The organism is Pseudomonas oryzicola (genome assembly GCF_014269185.2).
Classification (GTDB): domain Bacteria; phylum Pseudomonadota; class Gammaproteobacteria; order Pseudomonadales; family Pseudomonadaceae; genus Aquipseudomonas; species Aquipseudomonas oryzicola.
Window position 1 is genome coordinate 731,505 of sequence record NZ_JABWRZ020000002.1, and the last position, 22,431, is coordinate 753,935.

Consider the following 22,431-nt stretch of genomic DNA (forward strand, 5'->3'; position numbering starts at 1 on the left):
TCGCGGAGAGCCAACGATGTCTGGGAAGCTCGAAAAAGTCCTGATCGCCAACCGCGGGGAAATTGCCCTGCGGATCCTGCGTGCCTGCAAAGAGCTGGGTATCAAGACCGTCGCCGTGCACTCCACTGCCGACCGTGAACTGATGCACCTGGGCCTGGCAGACGAGTCGGTCTGCATCGGCCCTGCATCGTCCAAGGATTCCTACCTGCATATCCCGGCGATCATCGCTGCCGCCGAAGTCACCGGCGCCACCGCGATCCACCCGGGCTACGGCTTCCTGGCGGAAAACGCCGACTTCGCCGAGCAGGTGGAAAAATCCGGTTTCGCCTTCATCGGCCCGAAAGCCGACACCATTCGCCTGATGGGCGACAAGGTTTCGGCCAAGGACGCGATGATCAAGTCGGGCGTACCGACCGTACCGGGCTCCGATGGCCCGCTGCCGGAAGACGAAGAAGTCGCCCTGGCCATTGCCCGTGACGTCGGCTACCCGGTGATCATCAAGGCCGCCGGTGGCGGTGGTGGTCGCGGCATGCGCGTGGTGCACAAGGAAGAGGACCTGATCGCCTCGGCCAAGCTCACCCGTACCGAAGCCGGTGCTGCCTTCGGCAACCCGATGGTCTACCTGGAGAAGTTCCTGACCAACCCACGTCACGTGGAAGTGCAGGTACTGTCCGACGGCCAGGGCAACGCCGTACACCTGGGCGACCGTGACTGCTCGCTGCAGCGCCGTCACCAGAAGGTACTGGAAGAAGCACCAGCCCCGGGCATCGACGAGAAAGCCCGTCAGGAAGTGTTCAAGCGCTGTGTCGATGCGTGCATCGAGATCGGCTACCGTGGTGCGGGTACCTTCGAGTTCCTGTACGAGAACGGCCGCTTCTACTTCATCGAGATGAACACCCGTGTGCAGGTTGAGCACCCGGTGTCGGAGATGGTGACCGGTATCGACATCGTCAAGGAGATGCTGAGCATCGCCGCTGGCAACAAGCTGTCGTTCCGCCAGGAAGACGTGGTTATTCGTGGCCACGCACTGGAATGCCGTATCAACGCCGAAGACCCGAAGAAGTTCATCCCGAGCCCAGGCAAGGTGAAGCACTTCCATGCCCCGGGTGGCAACGGCGTGCGCGTCGATTCGCACCTGTACAGCGGTTACTCGGTTCCGCCGAACTACGACTCGCTGATCGGCAAGCTGATCACCTACGGCAAGGACCGCGACGAAGCCATGGCGCGCATGCGCAATGCCCTGGACGAGATCGTCGTCGACGGCATCAAGACCAACATCCCGCTGCACCGCGACCTGGTGCGTGATGAAGGTTTCTGCAAAGGCGGCGTCAACATTCACTACCTCGAGCACAAACTGGCCAACCAGGAGTGATCGTGTAGTGTGATGCACCAGAACCCCGGACTTGTTCCGGGGTTTTTTATTGCCTGCAAGGGCCGCATCGCCGGCAGGCAGCCCCAGGCCCTAGCCCTTCATCCGCGGCATCTCGATGTGGTGCTCATGCACCCGCCGGTACAAGGTCGCCCGGGAGATTCCCAGCGCCCGCGCCGCATCGGCCGGCTTCCAGCGATGGCGGATCAGCGCATCCAGCAACAGCTGCCGGGCTGGGCAGGACACCACGCTGTCAGCGCCAGCGACCGCCTCGCCCCGCACCTCTTGCGGCAAATCCTGCAGTTGCACCTGCCCGCCTTCGCTCACTGCACAGGTATAACGCAGCACCTGCCGCAGCTGGCGCAGGTTACCCGGCCAGCGGTATACCAACAGCGCCTGCAGCGCATCATCCGCCAGTACTACCTCGACCCCGCAGGCCGCGGCTTCCTCGGCCAGCAACTGGTGGATCAACCCCAACCGATCCTCGCGCTCACGCAACGGCGGCAGCTCGAAGCGGGCGTTGGCCAGGCGGAAGTAGAGGTCCTCACGAAAACGCCCATCCTGGACCATCGCCGCCAGGTCGCGATGGGTCGCGCAGATCACCTGGATGTCCACCCGCTCACGCCGTGCAGCACCCAGCGGTGCCACTTCGCCTTCGGCCAGCACGCGCAACAGGCGGGTCTGCAGGTTCAGTGGCATGTCGCCGATCTCGTCGAGGAACAAGGTGCCGCCGTCGGCCTGCTGCAACAGCCCTTGCATGCCTTTGCTGGAGGCCCCGGTGAACGCCCCGGCCACATAACCGAACAGTTCGCTCTCGATCAGGCTTTCCGGAATGGCCGCGCAGTTGAGGGTGACGAACGGGCCGTCACAGCGCAGGCTCTGCTGGTGCAACTGGCGGGCGAACACCTCTTTGCCGGCCCCGGTCTCGCCCTGCACCAGCACCGCCAGGTTGCAGTCCTTGACCCGCGTGGCCAGCCGCAGGTGCTGCTCGATGCGGGGGTCCTGGGCCTGGCGCAAGGGCTGCGCGCGCTGGCGCTGCTGCGGTGCGCTGACCCGGCCATACAACCCGCCCAGCCCTGGCAGGCGCTGGGCAGATGCGCCATTGACCCGGCGCAGCTGGTCGAGGTCGAACAACTCGCCAATGTGCTCGGGCAAACGCCCCAGGCGCTCCACCAGGCGCTGGCGCGCCAGGCTGTTGATGGCCTGCAGGCGGCCGTCGGCATCCCAGGCCAGCAGGTAGTCGGGCTGGCTTTCCACATAGCCCGGTGTGCCATGGGCGCGCATCAGCCAATGGCCCTGGGCACTGTGCATGAAGAAGGCGTTTTCGATCTCGCGCGCTGTCTGCTCGACCAACTGGCGGATCAGGTGCTGGCTGCGGCGGTCGTCCGGCGACTGCAAGGCCGACACATCCACCACGCCCAGCAGCTCGCCCTGCGGGTCGAACACCGGCGCCGCGGTGCAGGTGAGGCCGATGAACGCAGCGCGGAAATGGTCACGCTTGTGCACCGTGACCGGCGCCTTGCTGGTAAGCACCGCAGCCACCCCGCAGGTGCCCTCCTCCCCCTCCGACCAGCAAGTGCCCAGGTACAACCCGGCCTTGCGGCAGTCGTTGCGGATGGCCGACTCGACCCGGTAGTCGATGGTGCGCCCCTGGGCGTCGGTGAGCAGTACGCAGTAATCGGCCCCTCGCACCCGCTCATGCAGGCGCGCAACCGCATCGCTGGCGATGCGCAGAAACAGTTCGGCACGTTCGCGACATTCGTTGAGCAGGCTCTGGGAAAGAATACGCGGTCCCTGCTGGGAACCAGGGTCGAGACGGTACAGTTCCATGGAGCGGCGCCATGAATCAAGGATCAGCGGTGGCACCGGCGCCTGCGGCAGACGATCGGCATTCTTCAGCACCCTGCTGACACAATCGACATGGGCTCGGGAGTTCGCGGCAAGCATTCAGGCCCTCCGGTTCTCGTTGCTGTTTTTATCGTTGTCCGGCCATTAAGCGCCTCCGGGCATGCCCCGACAAGCACTGAGTGATTACCGGACGGCCTGAGACGCTGCGTCTCAGCGTCTCGGCAAGGCCATTCCCCAGCTGGTACCCGGCGTCTCGCCAGCGAGGTCATGCGCGCCGGCCAGAGCGCAACGCAACCGCTCTGGTCCGGCCATTCCAGCCAACGCCAACAAAACTGGCACCGCGCTTGCTCCAGCACTGGCAAACAAGAAACGAGGTGCGCCATGCCGCTACCCGCCCCGACTGTCGGAATCATTGCCAACCCTGCCTCTGGCCGCGACCTGCGCCGCCTGACTGCCAATGCCGGGCTTTATTCGAGCACCGACAAGGCATCGGCGATCCAGCGCCTGCTCGCCGCCTTCGGTGCCACCGGCATCGGCCAGGTGCTGCTGCCCAGCGACATGACCGGCATCGCCGCGGCCGTGCTCAAGGCCAGCCAGGGCCCGGTCGCCCTTGACCAGCACTGGCCAGCCATCGAGATCCTCGACCTGCCGCTGACCCAGACCGTTGCCGATACCCGCCTGGCCAGCCGGCGCATGGTCGAACGCGGCGTGGCGATGATCGCCGTGCTCGGCGGCGATGGCACACACAAGGCGGTCGCCGCCGAAGCCGGGGACGTGCCGCTGCTGACCTTGTCCACCGGCACCAACAATGCGTTCCCCGAGCTGCGCGAAGCCACCAGCGCCGGCCTGGCCGGTGGCCTGCTCGCCAGCGGCCGGGTGCCCGCCAGCATCGGCCTGCGCCGCAACAAGCGCCTGCTGGTGAAAGTGCCCGAACAACGGCTTGCCGAATGGGCCCTGGTGGAGGTTGCGGTGTCGCCCCAGCGTTTCATCGGCGCCCGCGCGCTCAGCCGCAGCGAAGACCTGAGCGAAGTGTTCGCCTGTTTCGCCGAGCCGCATGCCATCGGCCTCTCGGCGCTGTGTGGCCTGTGGTGCCCGGTTTCCCGCCAGGACCCGCACGGCGCCTGGGTCCGCCTGAACCCCGGTGCCGACCAGGCCCTGCTGGCACCCTTGGCGCCCGGCCTGCTGCAAGGCTGTGGCATCACCGCCAGCGGCACCCTGACACCCGGTGTCGCCCATCGCCTGAGCCTGGCCAGCGGCACCCTGGCTTTGGACGGCGAGCGCGAGATCGAATTCGCCGAGCACGACAGCCCCACCATCACCCTCGACCACCAAGGCCCATTGAGCGTGGACGTCGAGGCCGTGCTGGCACACGCCGCCCGCCATCACCTGCTGGCCGTGCCCCGTGGCCACCGGCTGCACCCTGCAAACCCGTGTTGAGACAACCCCGGAGAACAACAAGATGTCCAATCAACTCAGTACCGAACAACTGCTGCATGCCTATGAAGTGATGCGCACCATCCGCGCCTTCGAAGAACGCCTGCACGTCGAGTTCGCCACCGGCGAGATCCCTGGCTTCGTGCACCTGTATGCCGGTGAAGAGGCTTCCGCCGCCGGGGTCATGGCCCACCTGCGCGACAGCGATTGCATCGCCTCGACCCACCGCGGCCACGGCCACTGCATCGCCAAGGGCGTGGACGTGTACGGCATGATGGCCGAGATCTACGGCAAGAAAACCGGCGTGTGCGGCGGCAAGGGCGGCTCGATGCACATCGCCGACCTGGAAAAAGGCATGCTCGGTGCCAACGGCATTGTCGGTGCCGGCGCGCCGCTGGTAGCCGGGGCAGCGCTGGCAGCCAAGATCAAAGGCCGCGACGATGTGTCGGTGGCCTTCTTCGGCGACGGCGCCTCCAACGAAGGCGCAGTGTTCGAGGCCATGAACCTGGCGTCGATCATGAACCTGCCGTGCATCTTCGTCGCCGAGAACAATGGCTATGCCGAAGCCACCGCCTCGACCTGGTCGGTGGCCTGCGACCATATTGCCGATCGCGCTGCCGGCTTCGGCATGCCTGGGGTAACCATCGACGGCTTCGATTTCTTTGCCGTGTACGAGGCTGCCGGTGCCGCCATCGAACGCGCCCGTGCCGGGCAAGGCCCATCGCTGATCGAGGTCAAGCTCAGCCGCTACTACGGCCACTTCGAGGGCGATGCGCAAACCTACCGCGCCCCCGATGAGGTGAAGAACCTGCGCGAGTCCCGCGACTGCCTGCTGCAGTTCCGCAACAAGACCACCCGCGCCGGCCTGCTCACGGCCGCCCAACTGGACGCCATCGACGCCCGTGTCGAGGACCTGATCGAAGATGCCGTGCGCCGCGCCAAGTCCGATCCCAAGCCACAGCCCGCCGACCTGCTCACCAACGTCTACGTCGCCTACCCCTGAGCTGCGGATTACAAGAACAACAGGAGAACCACCATGGCAAGAAAGATCAGCTACCAGCAGGCCATCAACGAAGCCCTGGCCCAGGAAATGCGCCGTGACAACACCGTGTTCATCATTGGCGAAGACGTGGCCGGTGGTGCCGGTGCACCGGGCGAGGACGACGCCTGGGGTGGCGTGCTGGGCGTGACCAAGGGCCTGTATCACCAGTTCCCGGGGCGCGTGCTCGACGCGCCGCTATCGGAAATCGGCTACGTCGGTGCCGCCGTCGGCGCCGCCACCCAGGGCCTGCGCCCGGTATGCGAACTGATGTTCGTCGACTTCGCCGGCTGCTGCCTGGACCAGATCCTCAACCAGGCTGCCAAGTTCCGCTACATGTTCGGCGGCAAGGCAGTCACCCCGCTGGTGATGCGCACCATGTACGGTGCCGGCCTGCGCGCGGCGGCCCAGCACTCGCAGATGCTCACCTCGCTGTGGACCCACATCCCCGGCCTGAAGGTGGTGTGCCCGTCTTCGCCATACGATGCCAAGGGCTTGTTGATCCAGGCGATCCGTGACAACGACCCGGTGATTTTCTGCGAGCACAAGCTGCTCTACAGCATGCAGGGCGAGGTGCCGGAAGAGGTCTACACCGTACCGTTCGGTGAGGCCAATTTCCTGCGCGATGGCGACGACGTGACCCTGGTCACCTATGGCCGCATGGTGCACGTGGCGCTGGAGGCCGCCAACAACCTGGCCCGCCAGGGTATCGACTGTGAAGTGCTGGACCTGCGCACCACCAGCCCGCTGGACGAAGACAGCATTCTGGAAAGCGTGGAAAAGACTGGCCGTCTGGTGGTGATCGACGAAGCCAACCCACGCTGCTCCATGGCCACCGACATCAGTGCACTGGTCGCGCAGAAGGCCTTCGCCGCCCTCAAGGGGCCGATCGAAATGGTTACCGCACCGCACACGCCTGTGCCGTTCTCCGACGCCCTGGAAGACCTGTACATCCCAGACGCGGCGAAGATCGAGGCTGCCGTGCGCAAAGTGATCGAAGCCGCAAGGAGTGCCGCATGAGCCAGATCCATACCCTGACCATGCCCAAGTGGGGCCTGTCGATGACCGAAGGCCGGGTAGACACCTGGCTCAAGCAGGAAGGCGACGAGATCAACAAGGGTGACGAGGTGCTGGACGTCGAGACCGACAAGATCAGCAGCAGCGTCGAAGCCCCGTTCAGCGGCGTGCTGCGCCGCCAGGTGGCCAAGCCCGATGAAACCCTGCCGGTCGGCGCATTGCTGGCGGTGGTAGTGGAAGGCGAAGCCGAGGAAGCCGAGATCGATGCGGTGGTGCAACGCTTCCAGGCCGAGTTCGTCGCCGACGGTGGCGCCGAGCAGGCCCAGGGGCCGGCACCGCAGAAGGCTGAAGTGGCTGGCCGACAACTGCGCTGGTTCGAGCTGGGTGAAGGCGGCACGCCACTGGTGCTGGTGCACGGTTTTGGCGGCGACCTCAACAACTGGCTGTTCAACCACCCGGCGCTGGCTGCCGAACGCCGGGTGATCGCCCTCGACCTGCCAGGGCATGGCGAGTCGGCCAAGGCACTGCAGCGCGGCGACCTGGATGAGCTGAGCGAAACCGTGCTGGCCCTGCTCGACCACCTGGACATCGCCAAGGCGCACCTGGTCGGCCACTCCATGGGCGGCGCGGTCAGCCTGAACGTCGCGCGCCTGGCGCCGCAGCGGGTGGCCAGCCTGAGCCTGGTGGCCAGTGCCGGCCTGGGCGCAACGATCAACGGGCAGTACCTGCAAGGCTTCGTCGCGGCCGCCAACCGCAATGCCCTCAAGCCGCAGATGGTGCAACTGTTCGCCGACCCGGCGCTGGTCACCCGCCAGATGCTCGAGGACATGCTCAAGTTCAAGCGCCTGGAGGGGGTGGACCAGGCCCTGCAGCAGCTGGTGGCGGCACTCGCTGACGGTGACCGGCAGCGCCACGACCTGCGCGGGGTGCTGGGGCAACACCCGGCACTGGTGGTGTGGGGCGGCAAGGACGCGATCATCCCGGCCAGCCATGCCGAAGGGCTGGAAGCCGAAGTGCTGGTGCTGCCTGACGCCGGCCACATGGTGCAGATGGAGGCGGCCGAACAGGTCAACCAGCAGTTGCTCGCATTCCTGCGCAAGCACTGAGCCCTTTCCGTGAGCCTGGAGACAAACACAATGAACGACCTGAGCCACACCCACATGCGCGCAGCCGTCTGGCATGGCCGCAACGACATCCGTGTCGAGCAGGTTCCCCTGCCGGCCGACCCCGCACCCGGTTGGGTGCAGATCAAGGTGGACTGGTGCGGCATCTGCGGCTCCGACCTGCATGAGTACGTCGCCGGCCCGGTGTTCATCCCGGTCGAGGCACCGCACCCACTGACCGGCATCCAGGGCCAGTGCATCCTCGGCCACGAGTTCTGCGGCCAGATCGCCAAGCTGGGCGAAGGCGTGCAAGGCTTTGCCGTCGGCGACCCGGTGGCTGCGGACGCCTGCCAGCATTGCGGTACCTGCTACTACTGTACTCATGGCATGTACAACATCTGCGAACGCCTGGCCTTCACCGGCCTGATGAACAACGGCGCCTTCGCCGAGCGGGTCAACGTGCCAGCCAACTTGCTGTACCGGCTACCGCCAGGTTTCCCGGCCGAAGCCGGGGCGCTGATCGAGCCCCTGGCGGTGGGCATGCATGCGGTGAAAAAGGCCGGCAGCCTGCTGGGCCAGACGGTGGTGGTGGTCGGCGCCGGTACCATCGGCCTGTGCACCATCATGTGCGCCAAGGCGGCCGGTGCAGCGCAGGTGATCGCCCTGGAAATGTCCTCGGCGCGCAAGGCCAAGGCCAAGGAAGTCGGCGCCAGCGTGGTGCTCGACCCCAGCCAGTGCGACGCCCTGGCGGAGATCCGCGCGCTTACCGCCGGGCTGGGTGCAGACGTGAGTTTCGAGTGCATCGGCAACAAGCACACTGCCAAGCTGGCTATCGACACCATCCGCAAGGCTGGCAAATGCGTGATGGTGGGCATCTTCGAAGAGCCTAGCGAATTCAACTTCTTCGAGCTGGTGTCCACCGAGAAGCAGGTGCTGGGCGCGCTGGCCTACAACGGCGAATTCGCTGATGTGATTGCCTTCATCGCCGACGGCAGGCTGGACATCCGCCCGCTGGTGACCGGGCGGATCGGGCTGGAGCAGATCGTCGAGCTGGGCTTCGAGGAGTTGGTCAACAACAAGGAGGAGAACGTGAAGATCATCGTTTCGCCGGGCCTGCGCTGATTGCACCTCAAAGGCAACACGGACCTGTGGGAGCGGGCATGCCCGCGAAGCCGACGACGCGGTGCCTGGCACCGGCTTCGCCGGTGTTCGCGGCTAAAGCCGCTCCCACAGGTATTGCGCAAAGCTGAAAGTCCCCGCTCCCAGGTTCCGTGCCAGCATTTTCAATGCAGTGCAGGCTCGAGAGCTGCGCCAGCACGGCGCTCGCTGTTTCAGCATCCCATTCTGCGGCATACTCGGCAGACCTATTGCCCGGTCCTCGCCATGCGTCTACTGCTCCCCTTCTCCCTGGTCCTGCTACTCGCCGCCTGTGGCGATGGCGAATCGCTGCTGCCGCCCGACGCACGCTTGCCTGACGGCGGGCGCTACCGGGGGCAGGTGGTAGATGGGCTGCTGCAAGGCGAGGGCCGCATCGACTACCCCAACGGCAGCTGGTATGCCGGCGGCTTCAAGGATGGCCAGTGGCATGGCCAGGGCGAGTGGCACGGCCAGAACGGCGAGGTGTACCGCGGCCAGTTCGCTGCCGGGCTGTTCCAGGGGCTGGGTGAGCTGACCACTCCAGGCAGCCACTATTCTGGCACCTTCCGCCATGGCCGCCGCGACGGCGAAGGCACCCTCAAGCAAGCCGACCAGACCTACCGCGGTCAGTTCAAGGACGACCTCTACGAAGGCGCCGGCGAACTGGAGCTGGCCGACGGCAGCCGCTACCAAGGCCAGTTCGCCAAGGGCAAGCCCAACGGCGCCGGGGTACGCAGCGATGCCAGCGGCAACCAGTTCAGCGGCCGCTTCGTCAACGGCCAGCTGCAAGGCAGCGGCACCTACGACAGCGTCGACGGCGAACAGTACATCGGCGAGTTCAAGGATAATCGCCTGGAGGGTCGTGGCCGCTACGAAAACGCCGATGGCGACGTGTGGATCGGCCAGTTCAAGGATGGCGTGCTGGTCGGCGAAGGCGAACTGCTGGGCAGCGATGGCAGCCACTACAAGGGCACCTTCAGCGACTGGCGCCTGTCGGGCCAGGGCAGCCTGCAACTGGCCGATGGCAGCAAGTACATCGGCGGCTTCCTCGACGACGCCTACCATGGTCAGGGCCGGCTGATTCTGCCCAGCGGCAAGGTACTGAGCGGCACCTGGGCCAACGGCGTGCGCGTGCGCGACCAGAACGGCAAGCTACTCCCCGACCCGCTGGACCTGGCCTTGCTCAACCAGGGCCGGCTGCTGGACCAGGCGCTGGCTCAGGTATCCCGCTCGACGCCGCCCATCCAGCTGTACAGCCTGGTGGTCGCCGGCGATGGTCAGCAGAGCGTGTTCCTTCGCGAGGCCGACTACGTCAGCAACATGCTCAAGGTGCGCTTTGGTGCGTGGGGCCAGGTAACCCTGGTCAACCACCGCGACCACATGGCCAGCCGCCCCATGGCCACCCGCGAGAACCTCACCCGCGCCGCCCGCACCCTGGCCGAGCGCAGCGGCCCCGAAGACCTGGTGTTCATCTACCTCACCAGCCACGGCAGCCAGGACCACCAGCTGGTGCTCGACCAGCCGCGCCTGCAGTTGGCCGACCTGTCCGCCGACGAACTGGCCAGCGCCCTGGCACCGCTGAAAGACCGCGACAAGGTAATCGTCATATCCGCCTGCTATTCAGGGGGCTACATCGCCTCGCTCAAGGATCAACGCACCGTCATCATGACCGCTGCGCGAGCCGATCGGGTGTCCTTCGGCTGCTCGGAAGAAGCCGATTTCACCTACTTCGGCGATGCCCTGTTCGCCGAGGCGCTGAACCAGACCGATGACTTGAAACAGGCGTTCGAACTGGCGCGCGCCAGTGTTGCCGAAAGAGAACAAAGGGAAGGTTTCGAGGCCTCCGAACCGCAGCTGTGGGCGCCACCGTCAGTGCTTGAGCATTGGCAGCACCTGCGACGGCAACAGGCCGAAGAAGCATTGCGTAACAGCGCACGGGCCAATGTGGGGGCACAGGCGAAAACGCCCGACAGCCACTAAGCTTGTGAGTAACAAGGGAGAGACATCATGTATTTGACGCCTCAGCATGTCCTGCTTGCCGGTGCCACGGGTCTGACAGGTGAACACCTGCTCGACCGCCTGCTCAACGAGCCCACCATCACCCGCGTACTGGCGCCTACCCGCCGGCCATTGGCCGAGCACCCGCACCTGGAAAACCCGGTGGGTGACCCGGCGGTGTTCCTTCCGCAACTGGCCGGGCGCGTCGATATCGCCTATTGCTGCCTGGGTACCACGTTGAAGCAGGCCGGCTCCGAATCGGCCTTCCGTGCGGTGGACCTGGACATGGTGGTGGCCTTCAGCAAGCGTGCCCGGGAAATGGGCGCACGGCATCTGCTGGTGGTCAGTGCGCTGGGGGCCGACCCGAAATCGTCGATCTTCTACAACCGGGTCAAAGGCGAAATGGAAGAGGCGCTCAAGGCCCAGGACTGGCCGCAGTTGACCATCGTGCGGCCATCGTTGCTGCTGGGTGAGCGGATCGAGCCGCGACTCGGGGAAAAACTGATGTCGCCGTTTTCCAGGTTCATACCTGGCAAGTATCGAGGCATCGAGGCCTGCACCCTGGCCCGGGCGTTGTGGCGCCTGGCACTGGAGGAAGAGGACGGGGTGCGGATTGTGGAGTCGGATGAATTGCGCAGGCTGGGCAAGAAGTAATAACCCTGCAGCTGCGCAGTTTTGACGCCGCGCTTGTAGGAGCGGCCTCAGCCGCGATCACCGGCAAGGCCGGTACCATCCATCGCGTTGCCTGAAGCTTTTCACACAGCGCCTAGAGGCCGCCGGTGGCCTGGAAGCCCACACCCGCTGCGGTCAGCAATGACAACGGCAGCAACAGGGTGTCGAGCAGCATGCTCCCAGGCAAATCCAGCCCCGGATACGCCGGCGCATCAGTCCCGTAATGATCGCGCGGGCAACAGCCGCCATTGATCACATACAAGTCCAACCGGGTACCGGCATACACCACCGGTGCCCCGGGCTTGTTGGCATCCAGCGTACGCACCGTGGCGCAGCCACTCAGCAGCCCCAGCACCAGCAAGCCGCACAATGTGCGCTTCAATCATCCACCCCGTAGTGGTGCTCGCCCCAACGCGGCAACATGTCCTGGGGAATGTTAAGCAGGTTGAGAATGCGCGCCACGACAAAGTCGACCAGATCATCGATGGTCTGCGGCTGGTGATAGAAGCCAGGCGCTGCCGGCAGAATCACCGCACCCATTTGCGACAGCTTGAGCATGTTCTCCAGGTGGATGGTGGAGAACGGCGCTTCGCGCGGCACCAGGATCAGTTGGCGGCGCTCTTTGAGGGTAACGTCGGCGGCACGCTCGATCAGGTTGTTGCAGGCACCGGTGGCAATCGCCGACAGGGTGCCGGTGGAACAAGGTACCACCACCATCGCCGCCGGAGCACCAGAGCCCGAGGCTACCGGTGACATCCAGTCTTCCTTGCCGTACACCCGGATCTGCCCGTCGGCGGCCCCTGTGTATTCGGTCAGGAAGGCCTGCATGGCCTGGGGTTTGGCCGGCAGCACCACGTCGGTCTCGGTAGCCATCACCAGCTGCGCGGCCTTGGAGATCAGGAAGTGCACCTCGCGGTCCTCGCGCACCAGGCAATCGAGCAGGCGCAGGCCATACTGGGCGCCCGAGGCGCCCGTCATGGCCAGTGTGATGCGTTCCGGCCCGCTCACTGCAATGCCTCGGCCAGCTTGCCGTGCAGGCCACCGAAGCCGCCGTTGCTCATGATCACCACGTGGGTGCCCGGGCGCGCCTGGCCCTTGACCCGCTCGATGATCGCCTCGAGGCTGTCGGCCACCACGCTCGGCACTTTGCATTGCGCAGCCGTGGCGGCCAGATCCCAGCCGAGGTTGGCCGGGGCGTACCAGATCACCTGGTCGGCGTCGTTGACGCTTTCCGGCAAGCCATCACGGTGGGCGCCGAGCTTCATCGAATTGGAGCGCGGCTCGATCACGGCGATGACCGGGGCCTCGCCAACACGCTTGCGCAGGCCGTCGAGGGTGGTGGCGATGGCAGTCGGGTGATGGGCGAAATCATCGTAGATGGTCACGCCTTGCACCTCGGCGACCTTTTCCATGCGCCGCTTGACGCTCTTGAACGCGCTCAGGCCTTCGATGCCCATGGCCGGCACCACGCCGACATGGCGGGCCGCTGCCAGGGTCGCCAGGGCGTTGGCGACGTTGTGCTGGCCGGTCAGCGCCCAGTCCACCACGCCCTGCGCTTCGCCTTCGAACAGCACTTCGAAGCGCGAACCGTCCGGGCTGAGCAGGCGGGCCTGCCACTGGCCACCTTCACCGGTGGTTTGCACCGGGGTCCAGCAGCCCATGCCGATCACGCGTTCCAGCGCCTGCTCGGTGGTTGGATGAATCACCAGGCCTTCGCTGGGAATGGTGCGTACCAGGTGGTGGAACTGCCGCTCGATCGAAGCCAGGTCGGGGAAGATGTCCGCGTGGTCGAATTCCAGGTTGTTGAGGATCGCGGTACGCGGGTGGTAATGCACGAACTTGGAACGCTTGTCGAAGAAGGCACTGTCGTACTCATCGGCCTCGACCACGAAGAACGGCGTATTGCCCAGGCGCGCCGATACCGAGAAATTCTGCGGTACCCCCCCGATCAGGAAACCCGGGCTCATGCCGGCGTGCTCCAGCACCCAGGCCAGCATGCTGCTAGTGGTGGTCTTGCCATGGGTACCGGCAACAGCCAGTACCCAGCGGCCCTGCAGCACGTGGTCGGCCAGCCACTGCGGGCCGGAAACGTACGGCAGGCCTTTGTTCAGCACGTACTCCACCGCCGGGTTGCCACGCGACATGGCATTGCCGATGACCACCAGGTCCGGTGCAGGGTCCAGTTGGGCCGGGTCATAGCCCTGGGTCAGCTCGATGCCCTGGGCTTCGAGCTGGGTGCTCATCGGGGGATAGACGTTGGCGTCAGAGCCGGTGACACGGTGGCCAAGTTCCTTGGCCAGCACCGCCAGCGAGCCCATGAAAGTGCCGCAAATACCGAGAATGTGAATATGCATGGTCGACCTCGCAAAACATCGAGGCAGGGTAGCCTAGGGCGAGAAAAATCGCACACGATGTTTCGCTCAACCGGCCCTGGTGATCCCGTGTTTGCGCAGTTTTCGATACAAGGTATTACGGCTGATGCCCAAGTGCTCGGCGACACGGGTGAGGTGCCAGTGTTTTGCCTCCAGGGTCTCCATGAGTGCTTGCCGTTCCGCATCTTGCAGCAGCGGCCTTGTGTCGCGATCGGGCTGCGACGCAGCCCCTGCAGTCTGCGCAGCGTTGCTGAAATCCCGGGGCCGCTCTGCGGCCCTTTCGCGACACAAGGCCGCTCCTACAAGTGCCGGTGTGTTGCGGACCATGGCGGGGAGATCCGGGAAGGTAATCCGGCCATCTTCGCAAAGCGCTACGAGGGTGCGCAGCACGTTGCGCATCTGTCGCACGTTCCCCGGCCAGGCAAAGTCGAGCAACGCCTGCCGCGCCCTGGGCTCGATGTCGATCAACTGCCCCTGCGCTTCCTGGCGCAGCAGGAAGTCCAGCAACTGCGCCTTGTCACTGCGCTCGCGCACCGCCGGCAACGCCACTTCCAGGCCGTTCAGGCGGTAATACAGGTCCTCGCGGAAACTGCCCTGCTCCACCCGCTCCAACAGGTCGCGGTGAGTAGCACTGACGATGCGCACGTCGACCGCCTGCGGTTCGCCGCCGATCGGTACCACCTGGCGCTCCTCAAGTACCCGCAGCAGGCGGGTTTGCAGGGCCAGCGGCATGTCGCCAATCTCGTCCAGGAGCAAGGTGCCACCGTCGGCCAGCAGCAGCTTGCCACGCATGCCTTCCTTGCGCGCCCCGGTAAAACTGCCGCCGCGATAGCCGAACAACTCGCTCTCGATCAGGCTCTCCGGAATCGACGCGCAGTTGATGGCGACGAACGGTTTGCCGCGCCGCTCGCTGGCCTGGTGCACGGCCTGGGCGAAAGCCTCTTTGCCGCAACCAGTCTCGCCACGCAGCAGCAATGGCACGTCGCGCTCGAACACCCGCACACTGCGCCGGAAGTCGTTCTGCAGGGCCGGGTCGAACAGGCAGATAAGCGGCTCGACCTCCCGCACGGGCCGCGGCTGGGCGGCTGGCACCGACCACACCGGCGCGCGGGCCTGGCCCCGCAGGCTGGCGAACACCTGGCGCCCGTCCAGGGTATGCAGCGGCCACGCCGTGCTGCCGGAGGGCGTGGCACGGCTGAACAGTTCGTCGTGGCTACAGGCGAAGAAGCGCTCCAGCGGTTTGCCCAGCACGCCGCCACGCACCGTGCCCAGCAGGTTCAACGCGCTCTGATTGGCAGCGCAGATGCGCCCGTCACCATCGAAGGCCAGCAGGCCTTCGCTGAACAGGCCGACCGATTCCGCCTGCAAGTGAAAACGCAGCAGCCATTGCTGCTCGAAATGACGCAGGAAATAACAGCTCTCGATCATCTTTGCCGACAGGTTGACCAGGGCCATGGTGTGGAACTGGCTCTGCCGGGAAACATCAGGCCGTGCCGAAGACACGTCCAACACCGCCAGCAACTCGCCATGCGGGTCGAACACCGGGCTGGCCGAGCAGGTCAGGCCGGTGTGGCGACCGCGGAAGTGCTCGTTCTGGTGAATGGTCAGCGCCTGGCGCTCGACCAGGCACGTGCCAATGCCGTTGGTGCCTTCGCGCGCTTCGCTCCAGTCGGCGCCCAGCCACAGGCCTGCGCGCTCGAAGCTGCGCCGCTCGCTCGGGGCGCTGACGCAATTGAGGATGACCCCGCGCGCATCCGTCAGCAGCACCGCATGGCCGGCTCCGGATAGCTGCTGGTGCAGGCTGTTCATCTCGTGGTCGGCAATCTGCAGCACCTGGCGCAGGCGCTCGCGGCTTTCCAGCAGGCGCCCGTGCTCAAGCACCACCGGCGCCTCGATCACCGACGGGTCGAGGTGGTAGTCCTCCAGGCAGCGCAGCCAGGAGCGGGCGATGGAAGGATCGCTACCGCCTTCCCCGGCCCCGCCATGGGCGACGGTGTGGACTTGCTGGGCATGACGACTGAAATGGTTGCTCTGCATTGTTGTAGTTCTCCGCAGATGGAGCGTCCCGCCAGCATCCTCCACCCGGGTGGCCTTTGCAATGCATCCCCCGGTTACGTGTCGCAAATGGCACAAAGTGTCACCCCGGCGCGTACCGGCGCTGGCACAACGCTGCTTGGTCAGGCCCTGAAAAGCGGCCCAAGTCATTGATTTGCCTGACACTGGCAACGCTGGCCCAACCTTTGCTCTACGCTTTTCAACTCCCTAACAAGCACAATAGCCAGGAGACACACCATGCGTTACGCACATCCCGGTACCGAAGGCGCGAAGGTTTCCTTCAAGAGCCGCTACGGCAACTACATCGGTGGTGAGTTCGTTCCTCCGGTAAAGGGTGAGTACTTCACCAACACCTCGCCGGTGAACGGCCAGCCGATCGCCGAATTCCCCCGCTCCACTGCCGAAGACATCGAAAAAGCCCTGGATGCCGCCCATGCGGCAGCCGACGCCTGGGGCCGTACCTCGGTGCAGGACCGCTCCAATGTCCTGCTGAAGATCGCCGACCGTATCGAACAGAACCTCGAACTGCTGGCCATCACCGAAACCTGGGACAACGGCAAGCCAGTCCGTGAAACCCTCAATGCCGACATCCCGCTGGCGGTCGACCACTTCCGCTACTTCGCAGGCTGCATCCGTGCCCAGGAAGGCGGCGCCGCCGAAATCAACGAAGGCACCGTGGCCTACCACATTCACGAGCCACTGGGCGTGGTCGGGCAGATCATCCCGTGGAACTTCCCGATCCTGATGGCCGCCTGGAAGCTCGCCCCGGCCCTGGCCGCCGGCAACTGCGTGGTGCTCAAGCCGGCCGAGCAGACCCCGCTGGGCATCACCGTGCTGCTGGAACTGATCGGCGACCTGCTGCCAAAAGGCGTGCTCAACGTGGTGCAGGGCTATGGCCGCGAAGCCGGTGAGGCGCTGGCCACCAGCAAGCGCATCGCCAAGATCGCCTTCACCGGCTCGACCCCGGTGGGTTCACACATCATGAAATGCGCCGCCGAGAACATCATCCCTTCCACCGTGGAGCTGGGCGGCAAGTCGCCGAACATCTACTTCGAAGACATCATGCAGGCCGAGCCGAGCTTCATCGAGAAAGCGGCCGAAGGCATGGTGCTGGCCTTCTTCAACCAGGGTGAGGTGTGCACCTGCCCGTCGCGCGCCCTGGTCCAGGAGTCGATCTACCCGCAGTTCATGGAAGCGGTGATGAAGAAGGTGCAGCAGATCAAGCGTGGCGACCCGCTGGACACCGACACCATGGTCGGTGCCCAGGCCTCGCAGCAGCAGTTCGAGAAGATCCTGTCGTACCTGGAGATCGCCGAGAAGGAAGGCGCCGAGCTGCTGACCGGCGGCAAGGTGGAAAAACTGGAAGGCTCGCTGGCCACTGGTTACTACATCCAGCCGACCCTGCTCAAGGGCAACAACCGCATGCGCGTGTTCCAGGAGGAAATCTTCGGGCCGGTGGTCAGCGTCACCACGTTCAAGGACGAAGCCGAGGCCCTGGCGATCGCCAACGACACCGAGTTCGGCCTGGGCGCCGGCGTGTGGACCCGCGACATCAACCGTGCCTACCGCGTGGGCCGCGGGATCAAGGCAGGCCGGGTGTGGACCAACTGCTACCACCTGTACCCGGCGCATGCCGCGTTCGGTGGCTACAAGAAGTCGGGGGTCGGGCGTGAGACGCACAAGATGATGCTCGACCACTATCAGCAGACCAAGAACCTGCTGGTGAGCTACGACATCAATCCGTTGGGCTTCTTCTAAACCGCGTCGCGGCCTTCGCGGGCTCGCCCGCTCCCACAGGTATTGCACCGGTCTTGAAACTTGTGCAGTCCCTGTGGGAGCGGGCAAGCCCGCGAAGAGGCCAGGCCTGCATATACAAAACCCAGAGCGGTAACCAACCGGTCTGGCTCGCTTCCTGCAATACCTATCACCATCGGCCCGGAACCCTTCCGGCCACCAAGAAAAACAACAGGTGAATCTATGCCAAGCGATCATTCCGCCGGCTCTCCGGCAGGTTCTTCCGTCGACTTCGAAAAGGTCGGCTCGGACTATTTCCAGCAACGTGAACTGAAAAAAGGCGCCGCTGGCTGGGTACTGCTGGTCGGCCTGGGCGTGGCCTATGTCATCTCCGGCGACTACGCCGGCTGGAACTTCGGCCTGGCCCAGGGCGGCTGGGGCGGCATGTTCCTCGCAACCCTGTTGATGGCCACCATGTACCTGTGCATGTGCTTTTCACTGGCCGAGCTGTCGTCGATGATCCCCACGGCAGGCGGCGGCTATGGTTTTGCCCGCAGTGCCTTCGGCCCGTGGGGCGGCTTCCTGACCGGCACGGCGATCCTCATTGAGTACGCCATCGCCCCCGCCGCCATTGCAGTGTTCATCGGCGCTTACTGCCAGTCGCTGTTCGGTATCGGTGGCTGGATGATCTACCTGGCGTTCTACATCGTGTTCATCGGCATTCATATCTTTGGCGTGGGTGAGGCACTGAAGCTGATGTTCATCATCACCGCCATCGCCGCCATTGCCCTGGCCGTATTCCTGGTGGGCATGGTGCCCCATTTTGATGCAGCCAACCTGTTCGACATCGCCCAAACGGACGCCGTGGGGGCCAGTAGCTTCCTGCCGTTCGGCTACGTCGGCGTGTGGGCGGCCATCCCCTATGCCATCTGGTTCTTCCTTGCCGTCGAAGGCGTGCCGCTGGCTGCCGAAGAAACCAAGAACCCCAAGCGCGACCTGCCACGCGGGCTGATCGGCGCCATGCTGGTACTGCTGGCCTTTGCCTTGCTGATCCTGGTGGTCGGTCCGGGCGGCGCAGGCTCCGAGGCGCTGAAGGCTTCCGGTAACCCGCTGGTCGAAGCCTTGTCCAAGGCCTATGGCGGCTCCACCTGGATGGGCGGCTTCGTCAACCTGGTCGGTCTGGCCGGGCTGATCGCCAGCTTCTTCTCGATCATCTATGCCTATTCCCGGCAGATCTTCGCCCTGTCGCGCGCCGGTTACCTGCCGCGCAAACTGTCGGAAACCAACAAGAGCAAAGCCCCGGTCATGGCCCTGGTCATTCCTGGCATCATCGGCTTTGCCCTGTCGCTGACCGGCCAGGGCGACCTGCTGATCCTGGTGGCGGTGTTCGGTGCCACACTGTCCTATGTGCTGATGATGGCCGCGCACATTACCCTGCGTATCCGCCGGCCGAAGATGGAGCGCCCGTACCGCACCCCCGGTGGCATCGTCACCTCGGGCGTAGCCCTGGTGCTGGCCTGCATCGCCGTGGTCGCCGGTTTCCTCGTCGACCCACGGGTGGTGATTGGCGCCGCAGTGATCTATGCGGTATTAATTGCCTACTTTGCTTTGTACAGCCGCCACCACCTGGTAGCGGGCACACCGGAAGAGGAATTCGCCGCGATCCAGAAGGCCGAAGAGGCCCTGCACTGATCGCCGCCACCCGCCGCGGGGCGACCCGCGGCTCTGGAGAGTCTGTATGGCAAGTTTCGTACACACGGTGGGCCACCTGGTCTACCGCTTCGACAGCCTCAAGGAAGTGATGGCCAAGGCCAGCCCCGCCCGCTCGGGGGACTACCTGGCGGGTGTGGCCGCCAGCAACGACGGCGAACGGGTCGCCGCGCAGATGGCCCTGGCCAATATCCCGCTGACGCATTTCCTCAATGAAGCACTGATCCCTTACGAAGAAGACGAAGTCACCCGCCTGATCATCGACACCCACGATGCCCAGGCATTTGCCACCGTCAGCCACCTGACCGTGGGCGGCCTGCGCGACTGGCTGCTGAGCGATGAAGCCAACGAGGACAGCTTGCGCGCCCTGGCGCCCGGGCTGACGCCGGAAATGGCCGCGGCGGTGTCGAAGATCATGCGTGTGCAGGATCTGGTGCTGGTGGCCCAGAAGATCCGCGTGGTCACGCGCTTCCGCGGCACCATGGGCCTGCGCGGCCGGCTGTCGACCCGGCTGCAGCCCAACCACCCGACCGACGAGCCGGCCGGTATCGCCGCCAGTATTCTCGATGGCCTGCTGTACGGCAACGGTGACGCCATGATCGGCATCAACCCGGCCACCGACAGCATCGCTTCGATCTGCGCGCTGCTGGAGATGCTCGACGCCATCATCCAGCGCTACGACATCCCCACCCAGGCTTGCGTACTGACCCACGTGACCACATCGATCGAGGCGATCAACCGTGGCGTGCCACTGGACCTGGTGTTTCAGTCCATCGCCGGTACCGAAGCGGCCAACGCCGGCTTCGGCATCAACCTCAACGTGCTGCAGGAAGGCTACGAAGCGGGCCTTTCGCTGAAACGCGGCACACTCGGGCAGAACCTGATGTATTTCGAAACCGGCCAGGGCAGCGCGCTGTCGGCCAACGCCCATCACGGCGTCGACCAGCAAACCTGTGAAACCCGCGCCTATGCCGTGGCGCGCCATTTCAAGCCATTCCTGGTCAACACCGTGGTCGGCTTCATCGGCCCGGAATACCTGTACAACGGCAAGCAGATCATCCGCGCCGGCCTCGAGGACCACTTCTGCGGCAAGCTACTGGGTGTGCCGATGGGTTGCGACATCTGCTACACCAACCACGCCGAAGCCGACCAGGACGACATGGACACGCTGCTGACCTTGCTGGGTGTGGCCGGGATCAACTTCATCATGGGCATCCCCGGTTCCGACGACATCATGCTCAACTACCAGACCACCTCGTTCCACGATGCGCTGTATGCGCGCCAGACCCTCGGCCTGAAACCAGGGCCGGAATTCGAGGCATGGCTGGCCCGCACCGGCATCTTCACCCAGGCCGATGGCCGGGTACGCTTTGGTGACAACCTGCCGCCGGCCTTCCGCCAGGCCTTGGCACAGCTTGCATAGGGATGACCATGGACCATCGCACGCCTACCCCCGACAACCCCTGGCTGGCCCTGCGCAACCTCACCCCGGCGCGCATCGCCCTGGGCCGTGCCGGCACCAGCCTGCCAACCGGGGCGCAGCTGGACTTCCAGTTCGCCCATGCCCAGGCGCGCGACGCCGTGCACCTGGCGTTCGATCACGCCAGCCTGGCTGCCCAGCTGGCTGACCGCGGGCGCGACAGCCTGGTGCTGCACAGCGCCGCCAGCGACCGCAACCAATACCTGCAACGCCCGGACCTGGGGCGGCGCCTGAACGAGGACTCGGCGGCGGCGCTACGCCAGCACGCCCAGGCCAATCCCGGCGGGGTCGACCTGGCCATCGTCGTGGCTGACGGCCTGTCGGCGTTGGCCGTGCACCGCCACACCGTGCCGTTTTTGGCCCGTTTCGAGGAGCAGGCCGCCGTCGACGGCTGGACCAGCGCGCCGGTGATCCTGGTGCAGCAAGGCCGCGTGGCCGTGGCCGACGAGGTCGGTGAACTGCTGGGTGCACGCATGACGGTGATGCTGATTGGCGAACGCCCGGGGCTCAGCTCGCCCGACAGCCTCGGCCTGTACTTCACCTACGCGCCGAAGGTTGGCCTGACCGATGCGTACCGCAACTGCATTTCCAACATCCGCCTGGAGGGGCTGAGCTACGGGATGGCGGCGCACCGCCTGCTGTACCTGATGCGCGAAGCCTGCCGGCGCCAGCTTTCCGGAGTGAATCTGAAGGACGAAGCCGAAGTCCATAGCCTTGAGAGTGAACATGACGCCGGCCAGAAGGGCAACTTTCTGCTCGGCAAAGGGTAAATAACCTGTAACCGAAGGCGGATTGCACTTGCGCCGCGCATTGGGCAGCATGCCCTGGAAAGCTGCTGGCAATCCGCTGTTTCCCCTAATGGACTCTGAGGGCCGCACATGCGCATCATCAAGGCAACCCTGCAACACCTCGACCTGCTCACACCGATGTTCGTCAAATACCGTGAGTTCTACGGGCAGCTTCCCTACCCCGACAGCTCGCGCAGCTTCCTGGAAAAGCGCCTGAAGCGGGATGAGTCGGTGATCTACCTGGCCTTGCCGGATGACGACGACAGCAAGCTGCTGGGCTTCTGCCAGCTATACCCGAGCTATTCATCGCTGTCGCTGAAGCGGGTATGGATTCTCAACGACATCTATGTGGCCGAGGATTCGCGGCGCATGCTGGTGGCCGACCACCTGATGCGCGAGGCGAAGAAGATGGCCAAGGAAACCAACGCCGTGCGCATGCGGGTGTCAACCAGCGCGGACAACGAAGTAGCGCACAAGACTTACGAGTCCATCGGGTTTCGTGAGGATAACGAGTTCAAGAGCTATATCCTGCCGATCAACCAGGATTGACTGTGCAGGCCCTTTCGCGGGCACGCCCGCTCCCACAGGGATATCACCGCTTTCCAAGGCCGTGCTGTACCTGTAGGAGCGGGCGTGCCCGCGAAGAGGCCGGAATGGGACTACCCCTGCCGTAAC

General features: G+C 65.0%; 18 protein-coding genes. 13 read left to right on the top strand and 5 right to left on the bottom strand.

Going from position 1 to position 22,431, the window contains the following annotated elements; translation table 11 throughout:
• Positions 1-16 precede the first annotated feature (16 nt).
• Positions 17-1,372, top strand: coding sequence for an acetyl-CoA carboxylase biotin carboxylase subunit (accC, locus tag HU760_RS21525; protein ID WP_170028095.1), 1,356 nt, complete (start codon positions 17-19; stop codon positions 1,370-1,372).
• 90 nt (positions 1,373-1,462) lie between these two features.
• Here accC and HU760_RS21530 read toward each other — a convergent pair whose 3' ends face one another.
• Positions 1,463-3,316 carry a sigma-54-dependent Fis family transcriptional regulator gene (locus HU760_RS21530; RefSeq protein ID WP_186678879.1) on the bottom strand — a complete coding sequence of 618 codons (1,854 nt, stop codon included), beginning with the start codon at positions 3,314-3,316 and terminating at the stop codon, positions 1,463-1,465.
• Positions 3,317-3,598: 282 nt separating this feature from the next.
• Between HU760_RS21530 and HU760_RS21535 the strand changes: the two genes are divergently transcribed.
• From HU760_RS21535 to HU760_RS21565, 7 genes are all read left to right on the top strand, one after another.
• Positions 3,599-4,654, top strand: a complete 1,056-nt coding sequence (locus HU760_RS21535) for an ATP-NAD kinase family protein (RefSeq protein ID WP_186678881.1) — start codon at positions 3,599-3,601, stop codon at positions 4,652-4,654.
• 22 nt (positions 4,655-4,676) lie between these two features.
• A complete protein-coding gene (locus HU760_RS21540; RefSeq protein WP_186678884.1) occupies positions 4,677-5,654 on the top strand; it encodes a thiamine pyrophosphate-dependent dehydrogenase E1 component subunit alpha in 978 nt (325 codons plus the stop codon).
• A 33-nt stretch (positions 5,655-5,687) separates the two neighbouring features.
• Positions 5,688-6,710 (top strand): alpha-ketoacid dehydrogenase subunit beta, encoded by a 1,023-nt coding sequence (locus HU760_RS21545; protein WP_186678887.1) that lies wholly within the window; start codon positions 5,688-5,690, stop codon positions 6,708-6,710.
• A complete protein-coding gene (locus HU760_RS21550; RefSeq protein ID WP_186678890.1) occupies positions 6,707-7,813 on the top strand; it encodes an acetoin dehydrogenase dihydrolipoyllysine-residue acetyltransferase subunit in 1,107 nt (368 codons plus the stop codon). Before HU760_RS21545 ends, HU760_RS21550 begins: the two co-directional genes overlap by 4 nt.
• 54 nt (positions 7,814-7,867) lie before the next feature.
• Complete coding sequence (locus tag HU760_RS21555) at positions 7,868-8,932, top strand: 2,3-butanediol dehydrogenase (protein ID WP_225932889.1); 1,065 nt, start codon at positions 7,868-7,870, stop codon at positions 8,930-8,932.
• 261 nt (positions 8,933-9,193) lie between these two features.
• Complete coding sequence (locus HU760_RS21560; protein ID WP_186678895.1) at positions 9,194-10,927, top strand: C13 family peptidase; 1,734 nt, start codon at positions 9,194-9,196, stop codon at positions 10,925-10,927.
• A gap of 27 nt (positions 10,928-10,954) precedes the next feature.
• On the top strand, positions 10,955-11,599 hold the full coding sequence (locus tag HU760_RS21565) for an oxidoreductase (protein ID WP_186678896.1): 645 nt from the start codon (positions 10,955-10,957) through the stop codon (positions 11,597-11,599).
• 112 nt (positions 11,600-11,711) lie between these two features.
• On the opposite strand, the gene HU760_RS21570 is transcribed toward HU760_RS21565, so the two are convergent.
• From HU760_RS21570 to HU760_RS21585, 4 genes are all read right to left on the bottom strand, one after another.
• The gene (locus HU760_RS21570; RefSeq protein WP_186678897.1) at positions 11,712-11,999 is read right to left on the bottom strand and encodes a YceK/YidQ family lipoprotein; all 288 of its coding nucleotides are present in this window, start codon (positions 11,997-11,999) and stop codon (positions 11,712-11,714) included.
• Entirely contained in the window at positions 11,996-12,625 is a 630-nt protein-coding gene (gene ubiX, locus HU760_RS21575; RefSeq protein ID WP_186678898.1) for a flavin prenyltransferase UbiX, read from the bottom strand. The genes HU760_RS21570 and ubiX overlap by 4 nt, the downstream gene beginning before the upstream one ends.
• On the bottom strand, positions 12,622-13,971 hold the full coding sequence (mpl, locus tag HU760_RS21580; protein WP_186678899.1) for a UDP-N-acetylmuramate:L-alanyl-gamma-D-glutamyl-meso-diaminopimelate ligase: 1,350 nt from the start codon (positions 13,969-13,971) through the stop codon (positions 12,622-12,624). The genes ubiX and mpl overlap by 4 nt, the downstream gene beginning before the upstream one ends.
• A gap of 66 nt (positions 13,972-14,037) precedes the next feature.
• Positions 14,038-16,026, bottom strand: coding sequence for a sigma-54-dependent Fis family transcriptional regulator (locus HU760_RS21585; protein WP_186678900.1), 1,989 nt, complete (start codon positions 16,024-16,026; stop codon positions 14,038-14,040).
• A gap of 255 nt (positions 16,027-16,281) precedes the next feature.
• On the opposite strand from HU760_RS21585, the gene exaC reads away from it, so the two are divergent.
• From exaC to HU760_RS21610, 5 genes are all read left to right on the top strand, one after another.
• Positions 16,282-17,802, top strand: a complete 1,521-nt coding sequence (exaC, locus tag HU760_RS21590; RefSeq protein WP_170028082.1) for an acetaldehyde dehydrogenase ExaC — start codon at positions 16,282-16,284, stop codon at positions 17,800-17,802.
• Positions 17,803-18,021: 219 nt separating this feature from the next.
• Positions 18,022-19,470 (top strand): ethanolamine permease, encoded by a 1,449-nt coding sequence (gene eat / locus HU760_RS21595; RefSeq protein ID WP_186678902.1) that lies wholly within the window; start codon positions 18,022-18,024, stop codon positions 19,468-19,470.
• Positions 19,471-19,516: 46 nt separating this feature from the next.
• Entirely contained in the window at positions 19,517-20,911 is a 1,395-nt protein-coding gene (locus HU760_RS21600; protein WP_186678903.1) for an ethanolamine ammonia-lyase subunit EutB, read from the top strand.
• Positions 20,912-20,919: 8 nt separating this feature from the next.
• Positions 20,920-21,738: an ethanolamine ammonia-lyase subunit EutC gene (eutC, locus tag HU760_RS21605; protein ID WP_186678904.1), complete on the top strand. Its 819-nt coding sequence runs from the start codon at positions 20,920-20,922 to the stop codon at positions 21,736-21,738.
• Positions 21,739-21,846: 108 nt separating this feature from the next.
• Positions 21,847-22,305, top strand: a complete 459-nt coding sequence (locus tag HU760_RS21610) for a GNAT family N-acetyltransferase (RefSeq protein ID WP_186678906.1) — start codon at positions 21,847-21,849, stop codon at positions 22,303-22,305.
• Positions 22,306-22,431 lie beyond the last annotated feature (126 nt).

What these genes read in the sequence shown, in the direction of transcription:
- HU760_RS21545 (WP_186678887.1), top strand. Translation starts at nt 5,688, where the DNA reads ATGGCAAGAAAGATCAGCTACCAGCAGGCCATCAACGAAGCCCTGGCC.
- mpl (WP_186678899.1), bottom strand. Translation starts at nt 13,971, where the DNA reads ATGCATATTCACATTCTCGGTATTTGCGGCACTTTCATGGGCTCGCTG.
- exaC (WP_170028082.1), top strand. Translation starts at nt 16,282, where the DNA reads ATGCGTTACGCACATCCCGGTACCGAAGGCGCGAAGGTTTCCTTCAAG.
- accC (WP_170028095.1), top strand. Translation starts at nt 17, where the DNA reads ATGTCTGGGAAGCTCGAAAAAGTCCTGATCGCCAACCGCGGGGAAATT.
- eat (WP_186678902.1), top strand. Translation starts at nt 18,022, where the DNA reads ATGCCAAGCGATCATTCCGCCGGCTCTCCGGCAGGTTCTTCCGTCGAC.
- HU760_RS21560 (WP_186678895.1), top strand. Translation starts at nt 9,194, where the DNA reads ATGCGTCTACTGCTCCCCTTCTCCCTGGTCCTGCTACTCGCCGCCTGT.
- HU760_RS21555 (WP_225932889.1), top strand. Translation starts at nt 7,868, where the DNA reads ATGCGCGCAGCCGTCTGGCATGGCCGCAACGACATCCGTGTCGAGCAG.
- HU760_RS21600 (WP_186678903.1), top strand. Translation starts at nt 19,517, where the DNA reads ATGGCAAGTTTCGTACACACGGTGGGCCACCTGGTCTACCGCTTCGAC.
- HU760_RS21535 (WP_186678881.1), top strand. Translation starts at nt 3,599, where the DNA reads ATGCCGCTACCCGCCCCGACTGTCGGAATCATTGCCAACCCTGCCTCT.
- HU760_RS21530 (WP_186678879.1), bottom strand. Translation starts at nt 3,316, where the DNA reads ATGCTTGCCGCGAACTCCCGAGCCCATGTCGATTGTGTCAGCAGGGTG.
- HU760_RS21565 (WP_186678896.1), top strand. Translation starts at nt 10,955, where the DNA reads ATGTATTTGACGCCTCAGCATGTCCTGCTTGCCGGTGCCACGGGTCTG.
- HU760_RS21540 (WP_186678884.1), top strand. Translation starts at nt 4,677, where the DNA reads ATGTCCAATCAACTCAGTACCGAACAACTGCTGCATGCCTATGAAGTG.
- HU760_RS21585 (WP_186678900.1), bottom strand. Translation starts at nt 16,026, where the DNA reads ATGCAGAGCAACCATTTCAGTCGTCATGCCCAGCAAGTCCACACCGTC.
- eutC (WP_186678904.1), top strand. Translation starts at nt 20,920, where the DNA reads ATGGACCATCGCACGCCTACCCCCGACAACCCCTGGCTGGCCCTGCGC.
- HU760_RS21550 (WP_186678890.1), top strand. Translation starts at nt 6,707, where the DNA reads ATGAGCCAGATCCATACCCTGACCATGCCCAAGTGGGGCCTGTCGATG.
- HU760_RS21610 (WP_186678906.1), top strand. Translation starts at nt 21,847, where the DNA reads ATGCGCATCATCAAGGCAACCCTGCAACACCTCGACCTGCTCACACCG.